Annotated in this window: 12 protein-coding genes and 1 pseudogene; 4 read left to right on the top strand and 9 right to left on the bottom strand. The window is 67.2% G+C overall.

The window, feature by feature from the left end; translation table 11 throughout:
- Positions 1-209 precede the first annotated feature (209 nt).
- The 5 genes from P0D62_RS18665 to mce all read right to left on the bottom strand — a co-directional run bounded on the left by P0D62_RS18665 (position 210) and on the right by mce (position 3,672).
- Positions 210-992 carry an alpha/beta fold hydrolase gene (locus tag P0D62_RS18665; RefSeq protein WP_275704046.1) on the bottom strand — a complete coding sequence of 261 codons (783 nt, stop codon included), beginning with the start codon at positions 990-992 and terminating at the stop codon, positions 210-212.
- A complete protein-coding gene (locus tag P0D62_RS18660) occupies positions 989-1,267 on the bottom strand; it encodes a hypothetical protein (RefSeq protein WP_275704045.1) in 279 nt (92 codons plus the stop codon). The genes P0D62_RS18665 and P0D62_RS18660 overlap by 4 nt, the downstream gene beginning before the upstream one ends.
- A gap of 13 nt (positions 1,268-1,280) precedes the next feature.
- Positions 1,281-1,973, bottom strand: a complete 693-nt coding sequence (gene nucS, locus P0D62_RS18655; RefSeq protein ID WP_275704044.1) for an endonuclease NucS — start codon at positions 1,971-1,973, stop codon at positions 1,281-1,283.
- A gap of 84 nt (positions 1,974-2,057) precedes the next feature.
- The gene (locus P0D62_RS18650) at positions 2,058-3,107 is read right to left on the bottom strand and encodes a DivIVA domain-containing protein (RefSeq protein WP_275704043.1); all 1,050 of its coding nucleotides are present in this window, start codon (positions 3,105-3,107) and stop codon (positions 2,058-2,060) included.
- A 127-nt stretch (positions 3,108-3,234) separates the two neighbouring features.
- A complete protein-coding gene (mce, locus tag P0D62_RS18645) occupies positions 3,235-3,672 on the bottom strand; it encodes a methylmalonyl-CoA epimerase (RefSeq protein ID WP_275704042.1) in 438 nt (145 codons plus the stop codon).
- Positions 3,673-3,835: 163 nt separating this feature from the next.
- Here mce and P0D62_RS18640 point away from each other — a divergent pair, with 163 nt between their 5' ends.
- Together P0D62_RS18640 and P0D62_RS18635 are read left to right on the top strand one after the other, a co-directional pair.
- Positions 3,836-3,991 carry a hypothetical protein gene (locus P0D62_RS18640; protein WP_275704041.1) on the top strand — a complete coding sequence of 52 codons (156 nt, stop codon included), beginning with the start codon at positions 3,836-3,838 and terminating at the stop codon, positions 3,989-3,991.
- 13 nt (positions 3,992-4,004) lie between these two features.
- Entirely contained in the window at positions 4,005-4,547 is a 543-nt protein-coding gene (locus P0D62_RS18635) for a PH domain-containing protein (protein ID WP_275704040.1), read from the top strand.
- Between the two features lie 3 nt (positions 4,548-4,550).
- On the opposite strand, the gene P0D62_RS18630 is transcribed toward P0D62_RS18635, so the two are convergent.
- Both P0D62_RS18630 and P0D62_RS18625 read right to left on the bottom strand, forming a co-directional pair.
- The gene (locus P0D62_RS18630) at positions 4,551-4,712 is read right to left on the bottom strand and encodes a helix-turn-helix domain-containing protein (protein ID WP_319947021.1); all 162 of its coding nucleotides are present in this window, start codon (positions 4,710-4,712) and stop codon (positions 4,551-4,553) included.
- Between the two features lie 62 nt (positions 4,713-4,774).
- Positions 4,775-5,569, bottom strand: a complete 795-nt coding sequence (locus tag P0D62_RS18625) for a hypothetical protein (protein WP_275704038.1) — start codon at positions 5,567-5,569, stop codon at positions 4,775-4,777.
- A 216-nt stretch (positions 5,570-5,785) separates the two neighbouring features.
- Here P0D62_RS18625 and P0D62_RS18620 point away from each other — a divergent pair, with 216 nt between their 5' ends.
- Entirely contained in the window at positions 5,786-6,883 is a 1,098-nt protein-coding gene (locus P0D62_RS18620; RefSeq protein WP_275704037.1) for a fatty acid desaturase family protein, read from the top strand.
- A gap of 81 nt (positions 6,884-6,964) precedes the next feature.
- Here the strand turns inward: P0D62_RS18620 and pgm are convergent, their stop codons facing one another.
- The gene (pgm, locus tag P0D62_RS18615) at positions 6,965-8,590 is read right to left on the bottom strand and encodes a phosphoglucomutase (alpha-D-glucose-1,6-bisphosphate-dependent) (RefSeq protein WP_275704036.1); all 1,626 of its coding nucleotides are present in this window, start codon (positions 8,588-8,590) and stop codon (positions 6,965-6,967) included.
- Positions 8,591-8,685: 95 nt separating this feature from the next.
- Between pgm and P0D62_RS18610 the strand changes: the two genes are divergently transcribed.
- Positions 8,686-9,585, top strand: coding sequence for a tetratricopeptide repeat protein (locus P0D62_RS18610; protein WP_275704035.1), 900 nt, complete (start codon positions 8,686-8,688; stop codon positions 9,583-9,585).
- A gap of 497 nt (positions 9,586-10,082) precedes the next feature.
- Here P0D62_RS18610 and P0D62_RS18605 read toward each other — a convergent pair.
- Positions 10,083-10,186 (bottom strand): annotated as a pseudogene (locus P0D62_RS18605) (IS982 family transposase); the annotation flags it as partial.

Raw genomic sequence — 10,186 nt, 5'->3', positions numbered from 1 at the left:
AAGACAAACCCAGCGCCACCTATCTCCACCATGCACCCCACCGGCGCCCAGCAGCAACACTTTCCCGCCCCAAGGCGGCCGCGAAGCAGCCCGCACGCTGAGGAGCGAGGTACGAGCGTCTCGAAGTACGCCCCCGCGCCTTCGCACCTCAAAGAGCGTCGGTGGCCGGGGCTCGCTCCCTCGGGAGAGGTGGGTGGTGCGCTCGCTCGTCAGGGGGCGGTGGGGGTGTCCAGGAAGTGGTTAAGGACGGCGACGAAGCGTTCCGGCTGGTCGGCGTGGACCCAGTGGCCGGCGCCCTTGATCGCCACCTGGATGGTGCGCGGGAAGAGGGCTCGCATGGGGGCGGCGTGCTCGGGGCGCACATAGTCGGAGTTCGCGCCGTTTACCCAGGCGACGGGGCCGTCGTAGGTGGCGTCGGTGGGTGGCCAGCCCATGACCAGGGTCAGCGAGTCGCCCAGCAGGTCCAGATTGGCGGCCCAGCACCAGGCTCCGTCCTTCATGCGCAGGTTCTGCAGCAGGAAGCGCCGGACGCCGACGTCGGGCACATCGTCGGCGAGCAGCTGCTCGGCCTCGGTGCGGCTGGAGACCCGCTCCAGGGGAAAGCGCGTCATGGCGCCGACCAGGTGACGGAACTGGTCGACGGCCTCGTTCGCGGCAGGGGAGATGTCCACCACCATTAGCTTGGAGACCAGCTCAGGGTGACGCAGCGCCAGGCGCATTGCCATCTTGCCGCCCATCGAATGCCCCACGAGAGCGACCGGACCGTCGATCTGCTCCCGCAGCCACGCGGCCACCAGGTCGGCCTGCTCGTCGTAGTCGAAGTCCATCGTCCAGGGGGATGCGCCGTGGTTGGGCAGGTCGGGCAGCAGGCTGTTGGCCCGCTCGCCGACGGCCTTCGCGATGCTCGAGAAGTTGCGTCCCTGCCCGAACAGCCCGTGCAGGAAGATCAGCGGCTGAGGGCCATGCCCGACGCTCGTGTGGTTCAGGGTCATCTCGTGCGCTCCCAACATGCGGTGTGCCAATGCCGGCGGACCTCGACGCCGGCCTCGTAGCCGAGCGGCGGTGAATCGGGCCAGGCGACGATGTGCGCCATGCCGGGACGCACCTCGTGCTGGCAGCCCGGGCAGACGTAGCTCTTGGTGGCGCGCTCGCCCGAAACCTGCTTGACGACGTAGGCCCGCCCACCCACGGTTCGCTTGCTGGCCGCCATGCCGGCGCTGAGCGGCCGGTGCGGGCGGGTGTGTTTGCTCGGACGCCGCTTCGCCATCAGGGCGCCACCATCAGAAGAGTCGGTCTTCGTCGTTGTCGAGGCCTCGCAGCGCGTCGTAGTCGACCAGCAGGGTGGCGATGCCGCGATCGTGCGCCAGTGTCTTGGCCTGAGGTTTGATCTGCTGGGCCGCGAAGACGCCACGCACCGGAGCGAGATGATGATTGCGGTTGAGCAGGTCGAGATAACGGGTGAGCTGCTCGACGCCGTCGATCTCGCCGCGTCGCTTAACCTCGACGGCGACGTGGGCTCCGGTCTCGTCACGCAGCAGCAGATCAACGGGGCCGATCGCGGTGGGGTACTCGCGGCGCACCAGCTGATAGCCGGCGCCGAAAGTGGTGGGATTCGCGGCGAGCAACTCCTGGAGATGGGCCTCCACGCCGTCCTTCTGCAGGCCGGGGTCGATGCCGAGCTCGTGGTCGGTGTCGTGGATGACCTCGGCGATGCTGATCCGCAGCGTGTCGCCGCTGGTGGCCTTGACCTGCCAGACCTGCGTGATGCCGAGCTCGGTCTCCGTCTCGTCGGGATCGATCGTGCTCAGCGCGCAGGGCGGCGACATCCAGTTGAGGGGCTTGTACGCGCGGTCATCGGCGTGGATCGAAACGGACCCGTCCGCCTTGACCAGAATCAACCGCTTGGCCATCGGAAGATGGGCGGAAAGCCTTCCGGCGTAGTCGACCTGGCACTGCGCGATGACCAATCTCACCGGGCAAATCTAGCAAAGCCCGGCCGACGCCGCGTCGCACCGACGATGGGGCAGCCCGATCATCACGCTCTGCCACGCCTGAGATCACTCAGAGATCACCAGGGTGTCTTCCGAGCCGAAGTCGCTCTTGGACTGCTCGGCCAGGGCCCGGAGGTTACTGAGCTGGGCAAGAGCCGCTGCCTTCCGGGCCTCCAGTGAGCCGATCTCCCGTGCCAGCTGCTCCTTGCGCCACGCCACCTCCTGCTCGGCGGACTCGTGCAGCTCACGGGCCTTGTTCCGCGCCGCGGTCAGGATCTCCTCGGCCTCGCGCGTCGCGGCGACTCTGGTCTGCTCGGCATGCTCCACGGCCTCGCGTTCCAGCTCGGCATTGCGCTCGTGCACAGCATTGGTCTCGTCGCTCGCCTTTGCTGCGGCCTCCGCAGCCTGGGCCGCCTGCTCGGCCACGGCCTGCTTGCTGGCCTGGGCCGCCTCCGCGACCTTCGCAAGCCTGCGTTCGGCCTCGGCGCTGGCCTCCAGACGCACCTCCTCGGCCTTGCGTTGCGCCTCCTGGAGCATTCGGGCCGCCTCGATACGGGCGGCCTCGAGGATGCTCATCGCCTGGGCGCCTGCGGTCTCCAGCTGGGTGCGGGCGCTGGCCTTGGCGTCGTCCAGAGTGCGCTCGGCGCTCGCCCGGGCCTCGTCGAGCGCCGCCTGCCCGGCCTCGGCCTGCTGCTGGCGCAGCTGCCGCAACGCCGCAAGGCCGGTGATGCGAACGTCGTCGGCCTCCTCTTGGGCCACGCGACGGATCTCGGCGGCGCTGCGACGTGCTTCGGTCTTGATCCGCTCCGCCTCGTGCTCGGACGTGTCCACGATGTCCTTGGCCTGGGCTTCGGCCGAGCGAAGCAGGCCCGTGGCGAAGGCCCCGAGGCGGGTGAACTCGCTGCTGCCCACCTCGGCCTTGACGAAGTCGATCTCGCGACGCAACTCCCGCACGCGGAACTGTAGCTGGCTGACTTTGCCTTCGACCTCGCGCACGTAGCCGTCGACGGCAGGGCGGTCGTACCCCAGCACCGACGTCGGGAAGCTCCCGGCCGCGGAGGCCTGCTCGTCGAAAAGGTTGAGTCCGGTTTCCTCAGACTCGAAATCTTCCGCCACAACGGATCCCTTCTTGGTCAAGCTTGGTCAAGCCGCACCGTTCAGCACGATCCTAGTCCTGTACAACGCCGACGGGGCAGGCACCACCATGTCGCGGTACCCGCCCCGTCGATGGGGGGCGTAGGGGTCAGTCCTTCGGGAGCTCGACGAGTTCGAGCAGCACCCCGCGGGCATCCTTGGGATGCACGAAGTTGATGCGCGAGCCACCTGTGCCGCGCTTGGCCTCGGGGAACAGCAGGCGCATGCCGCGCTCCTTGAGTACCGCGGAGACGTGATCGAGGTCGGCGACGCGGTAGGCCAGCTGCTGCATGCCGGGGCCGTTGCGGTCCAGGAACTTCGCGATGGTGGAGTTCTCATTCAGCGGTGCGAGAAGCTGGATCTTGGCATTCTCCTCACCCTGCTCGCCGGTGCCGATCATGGCCTCGGCCACGCCCTGCTCCTCGTTGACCTCGCGGTGCAGCTCGCGCCAGCCGAAAACCTCGCTATGGAACTTGATGGCCTCGTCGAGGTCGGGGACGGCCAGGCCGACGTGATCGATGCAGATGAAAAGATCCTCGTTGTTCATGTCGCTTAGCTTGGCACACCGCTTTCCGTGGGTCGCGGGCAGGGCTCGTTAAGGCGGAAGGGGAGGTTGTGCGCAGACACGCCGGGCGCGCATTAGAACGTGAGGGCCCTTGTCGTGCAGACTGGGACGGCATGTATGCCTGTGTCCAGTCGTAGGAGGCGCAATGGTCGGGTGGATCAAGAGGATCCTGATTGTGCTTGTTGTTGCCTTCATCCTGTACTACCTGTTCACACGGCCCGAGGAGGCCGCCGAGGCGGTGCGCACCTTCTTCGGCGCATTCGAGTCGATCATCCGGTTCTTCTCGACGCTGGCCGCCTAGCCCGGCATAGCTCGTGTCTCTTCTGGGTCGCCTCCTGGAGCCCCAGGTCCGCGGTCGCCTCCTCTGGGACGAGGTGGTCATCGACGAGGTGCAGAAGCACTGGGTGGCCTCCTTCCCTTACTTCTGTCTGATGGGGCTGTCCATTCCGCTGTTCCTGCTGATGATCTTCGTGCCGCAGGTGTTCTGGTTGCCCCTGCTCGCAGGCCTGGTCTCGCTGACCTGGGGCCTGGCGGGATTTCACCGCAACTACATGGACCGTTTCGTCGTCACCAACATGAGGGTCTTCCGCGTGCACGGCATCTTCGATCAGCACATGGCCACCATGCCGATGAGCCGCATCCTGGACATCTCCATGCAGCGCACCCTGCTCGGCATGATCCTGGGCTACGGGCACTTCATCTTCGAGACCGCAGCCCAAGATCAGGGCTTGCGTGAGATCCGCTTCGTCGGACGCCCCGACGCCCGAGACAAGGTCATCCAGCGCATCATCCAGCGCGCGGGCCTGCGCCAGCGCGTCGAGGTGTCTCCGAGCGAGGACGAAGACGACGGCGCCTAGCGCCTACTCCGGAACGACGACCAGCAGGTCGCCCACGTCACAGTCCAGGGCGTCGCAGATGGCCGTCAGCGTCGAGAAACGGATCGCCCTTGCTCGGTCGTTCTTGAGCACCGAGAGGTTCACCATGCTGACACCCACTTGCTGCGAGAGATCGGTCAGTGTCATGCCCCGTTCGTCGAGCAGTTCCGTCAAGCGGCAGTGAATCCGCCCGTCGTCCTCCGGAGGCATCAGACGAGGCCCCGCACGTCGTCCTGAAGCTCCTCGACATCGCCGCGAAGCCGCTGCCCGGCGCGGAAGGCTGCTCCGATGATGGCCAAGGCGAGTCCGACGCTGATCGGCCAGAACGGGATGGTGATCTCCAGCGTCTGTGGGGCGAGCCAGCCGTGGTTGGCCAGGAACTGCTGTCCGGTGTCGTAGATCTCGAGGTCAAAGGCGTCGACCAGTGGGCCCGTCACGCCGAACCCGCTGACGTCGAGGGCCTCGACGCCGGCGCGCCAGTCGCCGATGTCTCCGAGAACCGAGCCGATGACGCCGCCCACCGCGACGATCACGGCGGTGATCATGATGGCGCGCGGACCGAAGCTGAAGATGTCGCCGTCGCGCAGCGCGTGGGCAGCACGCAGCGCGATGATCGCAATCGCCCCGATGGTGATCGCCCAGATCAGTTGGTTCCCGAAGAGAAGCAGGCGTGTCGCCAGTGACAGCCCTTCCACGGACAACGTCGCCTGACTGATGCTGCCTCCGACGATGTGTGCTGCGGTCGTAGCATCCACGACGCCATCTGGCAGGCGCGGTCCCGGCCCGACGACGGGAACGGTCACCTCCAGCTGCTTGTTGGAGAGGGTCTGCGCTCCGCCCGCGACGAGGCCGATCCCGGTGCCGATGAGGGTGAGGATCGCGAAGAAGGCGGTCGCCCGGGCGAGCGTGAGGAGACTGCGTCCGGCTCGCAACACGATGCTCAGCATGATTCCTACACCGAGTGCTGCAACGAGCACGACCGGGATGATGCCGGTTGCGGCCATGGCTCCTCCTTGAACGTCGATGGTACTTATCGATAAACGTTATATTAACGACTATCGATAAGTTGAGGCAAGAGCATCTCGATCTGCGGGCAACCACCGGTCGCCGGGATCTGAAACGTCGCTACCTTGCTCAGCGCGTTCCCCTACTCTTGGCGAAACTAGAGTTCGGGAGCTGCCACCGGGGACAGTTCCGCGAATCAGCGAAAGGCGGCTCGTGTGACCAGTACCAACGCTCCCTCGTTCTCCGAGCGACGCGCGCGCATCCGCGCGGAGCTCGCGGAACGCACCAACAGCTTCACCGAACTCGCGAAAGCGGTTCGCAGCGAAGGGCTGAGCGGGCGCACGCGAGGGTTCTACTTCGCGCTGCTCGGCGGGCTCGTGGTCGCCTTGGCGGGCGCGATCGCGGGCGTGGTGTTGCTGGGGGAGTCGTGGTTCCAGTTGCTGATCGCCGCAGCGCTGGGGGTGATCTTCACCCAGCTCGCCTTCGTCGGCCACGAGGCGGCGCATCGCCAGGTGCTGACCACCGGGCCGGCCAACGACCGGCTCGGCCGGATCGTCGCGACGGTGGGCGTCGGAATGAGCTACTCGTGGTGGATGAACAAGCACTCGCGTCACCACGGCAATCCCAACAAGGTGGGCAAGGATCCTGACATCGCGCTCGGCGCATTGGCCTTCACCCGCGACGACGCGGCCAAGACCAAGGGCCTCCATGCCTGGGTGGTGCAGCGCCAGGGGTGGTTCTTCCTGCCGCTGCTGCTGCTCGCGGGCGTCGACATGCACCGCGACTCCATCGGCAGCCTGTTCTCCCGGGGACCGGTCAAGGGGCGCGCGCTGGAGCTGACCCTGATCGGCCTGCGCTTCGTCCTCTACTTGGGCTTCCTCTTCTGGGTGCTGCCGGTGGGCATGGCCTTCGCCTTCCTCGGCGTCCAGCTCGCCGTGTTCGGCGTCTACATGGCCAGCAGCTTCGCCCCCAACCACATCGGCATGCCGATCGTCGAGCACGGCGCCAAGCTGGACTTCCTCGACAAGCAGGTGCTGACGTCGCGCAATGTCTCCGGCGGCTGGTGGATGACGGCGCTGATGGGCGGCCTCAACTACCAGATCGAGCATCACCTGTTCCCGAACATGCCGCGCCCGCACCTGTTCCGCGCGCGCCAGCTGGTGCGGGAACACTGCCGCAAGCACGGCGTGGCCTACACCGAGACCACCCTGCGCGAGGCGTGGGTGATCGTGATCCGCTACATGAACGAGGTGGGCATCGGCGCGTCGCGAGAGTTCCGCTGTCCGACGGCAGGCGCGCTGGGGCGCTCCTGACCGCGTCGCTATAGACAAGTCGCTAGACAAACCAGTGGCCCGGTCGTCCGCAGACGACCGGGCCACTGGCTTTGCAGGGGATCAGGCGAGGGCTGCATCCACCAGCTGCTTGGCGGCGGCCTGCACCTCGGCGAGGTGATCGGCGCCCTTCAGCGACTCGGCGTAGATCTTGTACTTGTCCTCGGTGCCGGACGGACGGGCGGCGAACCAGGCGCTCTCCGTGGTCACCTTGATGCCGCCGATGGCCGCGTTGTTGCCGGGGGCGTGCGACAGGACGGCGGTGATCGGCTCTCCGGCCAGTTCGGTGACGGTGACGTCCTCCGAGCTGAGCTTCGACAGCCGGGCCTTCTGCTCACGGTTGGCGTCGGCGTCCACCCGGGCGTACGACGAGGCGCCGAACTCGGCCTCCAGCTCCGCGTAGTGCTGGCTGGGCGTCTTGCCGGTGGTGGCGATGATCTCGGAGGCCAGCAGGCACATGATGATGCCGTCCTTGTCCGTGGTCCACGTCTTGCCATCGAGGGTGAGGAAGGACGCGCCCGCCGACTCCTCGCCGCCGAAGCCGATGGAGCCGTCGGTGAGGCCGGGCACGAACCACTTGAAGCCCACCGGCACCTCGACCAGGCGACGGCCGAGCTTGGCTGCCACCTTGTCGATGATCGACGACGACACCAGCGTCTTGCCGATGCCCGCGTCGGGGGACCAGCCGGGGCGGTTCGCGTAGAGGTAGTTGATCGCCACCGCGAGGTAGGAGTTGGGGTTCATCAGCCCGAAGTCGGGAGTGACGATGCCGTGCCGGTCGGAGTCGGCGTCGTTGCCAGTGGCCACCGAGTACTTGTCGCGCTGGTTGACCAGCGAGGCCATGGCGTTGGGGGAGGAGCAGTCCATCCGGATCTTGCCGTCGGTGTCCAGCGTCATGAAGCGCCAGGTGGGGTCGACCTTGGGGTTGACGACGGTGATCGGCAGCCCCGAGTTCTCGGCCAGGTACTCCCAGTACTGCACGGCCGCGCCGCCCATGGGATCGGCGCCGTGCACGAGGCCGCTGGAGCGGATCACGTCGAGGTTGAGCACCAGCTCCAGCTCCGCACAGTAGGGCGTGCGGTAGTCGTAGCGGTTGACCTCGGCGTCAGCCTGCGCGAACGACTTGCGCTTGATGCCCGACGGGCTGGCCATCAGCTCATTGGCGCGGGCCGCGATCACCGAGGTGGCATCCGAGTCGGCCGGGCCGCCGTGCGGCGGGTTGTACTTGAAGCCGCCGTCGCGCGGCGGGTTGTGCGACGGGGTCACGACGATGCCGTCGGCGCGCGGGCCGGGGTTCAGGTTGTGCCGGATGATCGCCCGGGAGACGGCGGGGGTGGGGGTGTACTCGTCCTCGCGCTCGGCGCAGACCTCGACGTCGTTGGCGCGTAGCACCTCGATGGCGGTCTTCCACGCCGGCAGCGACAGCGCGTGGGTGTCCTTGCCGATGAACAGCGGACCGGTGGTGCCCTGGGAGGCGCGGTACTCCACGATGGCCTGCGTCGTCGCGGCGATGTGCAGTTCGTTGAAGGCGGTGTCCAGGCTGGATCCACGGTGCCCGGAGGTGCCGAAGACCACCATCTGATCCGGGTTTGAGGGGTCCGGGGTCAGATCGTAATACGCAGCCAGCACCGCATCGACGTCGATCAGGTCGGATTCTTGGGCCAGCAGCCCTGCTCGCTCATGTGTCATGGCCATAGTCTGCCACCCTCCGGTGGGTTCTGCGGAGAGGTGTCACCCTCCCGTCGAGCCTCTTAGCCATTGAAGAATGCGGCAAGATGGGGGCCATGACCCAAGAGAACTTCTCTCGCCCCGGCGCGATCGACCTCACCTCGTTGACCACCGCAGCCCCCGCCGCTCCCGTGGGCGGAGCGAGCTATGTGACCGCGATGACCGAGGCCGACTTCCAGGCCATCGCCTCCAGGTCGGCGCAGTTCCCGGTGATCGTCGAGTTCCATTCTCCGAGGGATCCCTCGGGTGCCTCCGTGTCGCAGGCCTTGGCCGACTTCGTCAACAGCGCCGGCGGGCGTTTCCTGCTGGCGCGCGTCGACGTCGACGATCAGCCCCGGCTGGCGCAGGCCCTGGGCGTCCAGGCCGTGCCCACCGTCGTCGCGCTGATCGGCGGCCAGATGGCTCCGCTGTTCCAGGGCACCCGGCCGGCGGAGGAGATCGCCGCCGTGCTCGACCAGGTGGCGCAGCTGGCGGTGGCCAACGGCATCACCGGACGGGCCGAGCCGGTCGCCGGTGCGAGCACCGAAGAGCCCGAGGCGCCTTCCAACCCGCGCTTCGCCAAGGCCGACGACGCGCTGGAGGCCGGCGACTACGAGCGCGCGGTCCAGGAGTTCGACGAGCTGCTCAAGGAGACCCCCAACGACGTCGAGGTGCTCGCCGGGCGGGCCCAGGCGTCGCTGCTGGCGCGCAGCCTCCCCTTCGTCCCCGCCGAGATCGTCGCCAAGGCGTCGGCCGCCCCCGACGATCTCGACGCGCAGCTCGACGCCGCTGACCTGGAGATCATCCAGGGCGAGGCCGGCGCCGCCTTCGACCGCCTGCTTGCCCTGGGCGCCTCGGCCGAGGCAGAGACCAAGGAGGTCGTTCGGGTGCGTCTGCTCGAACTCTTCGAGGTGGTCGGCCGCACCGAGAAGGTGGTCCTGAGCGCCCGCCGTCGTCTGGCGACCCTGCTGTTCTGAGGACGCGATTCCGCCCAGAGGTGCCACCTATTGACGGGATCTCTCGGCCGCTGAAGAACGAGTCAACACGCGGCGCTCGGCGTTGCCGCGCGGTTACCGGGGCTGATTCCGTCTGACTTGGGTAGCTATCGGGGTTCTGGATGTCACGCCTGGACCCGTCCTCGCGTTAACGGGGTTCTGAATATCAGCATGCTGACGTATAGAACCCGGCTAACCCCACATCGGGTGAACAGTGACATCTAGAACCCCGCTGACCGTCGACGACTGACGGATTCCGCCCGCATAGGCCGACGAAGCGCCTCCGCCGAGCGCTGGGGCGAAATGGAGTGTGGGGCCCGATCTCACCGTGGTGACGCACAACGTCTCAGACGTGGAGCCGCACCGGAGTCCGGCTGCCGAACCCTAGAGTTGATCGGCGCTAGCGCGACTCAGGATCCTGCCACACCGGGGCGAGGAGTTCATCGAGTCCGACCCCTAGACGAGTGAGTCCAAGGGGTTCAGTGGTCGTAGGCGATGAGTGAACGACGGATGGCGGCGCCGATGTGGTCGTTGTGCCAAATCGCGGTGGTCAGTGCAAGGATCTTGGCGGCGATCCGGGCGC

The sequence above is a fragment of the Tessaracoccus caeni genome (assembly GCF_029211185.1).
In the GTDB taxonomy this organism is placed as follows: domain Bacteria; phylum Actinomycetota; class Actinomycetes; order Propionibacteriales; family Propionibacteriaceae; genus Arachnia; species Arachnia caeni.
The sequence above is the reverse complement of the archived record's forward strand: the minus strand, read 5'-3'. Positions and strand labels throughout refer to the sequence as shown.

Bases quoted from the DNA above. Each gene is read 5' to 3' on its own strand.
- P0D62_RS18665 (WP_275704046.1), bottom strand. From the start codon at position 992: ATGACCCTGAACCACACGAGCGTCGGGCATGGCCCTCAGCCGCTGATC.
- P0D62_RS18660 (WP_275704045.1), bottom strand. From the start codon at position 1,267: ATGGCGAAGCGGCGTCCGAGCAAACACACCCGCCCGCACCGGCCGCTC.
- mce (WP_275704042.1), bottom strand. From the start codon at position 3,672: ATGAACAACGAGGATCTTTTCATCTGCATCGATCACGTCGGCCTGGCC.
- P0D62_RS18640 (WP_275704041.1), top strand. From the start codon at position 3,836: ATGGTCGGGTGGATCAAGAGGATCCTGATTGTGCTTGTTGTTGCCTTC.
- P0D62_RS18630 (WP_319947021.1), bottom strand. From the start codon at position 4,712: ATGACACTGACCGATCTCTCGCAGCAAGTGGGTGTCAGCATGGTGAAC.
- P0D62_RS18625 (WP_275704038.1), bottom strand. From the start codon at position 5,569: ATGGCCGCAACCGGCATCATCCCGGTCGTGCTCGTTGCAGCACTCGGT.
- pgm (WP_275704036.1), bottom strand. From the start codon at position 8,590: ATGACACATGAGCGAGCAGGGCTGCTGGCCCAAGAATCCGACCTGATC.
- P0D62_RS18610 (WP_275704035.1), top strand. From the start codon at position 8,686: ATGACCCAAGAGAACTTCTCTCGCCCCGGCGCGATCGACCTCACCTCG.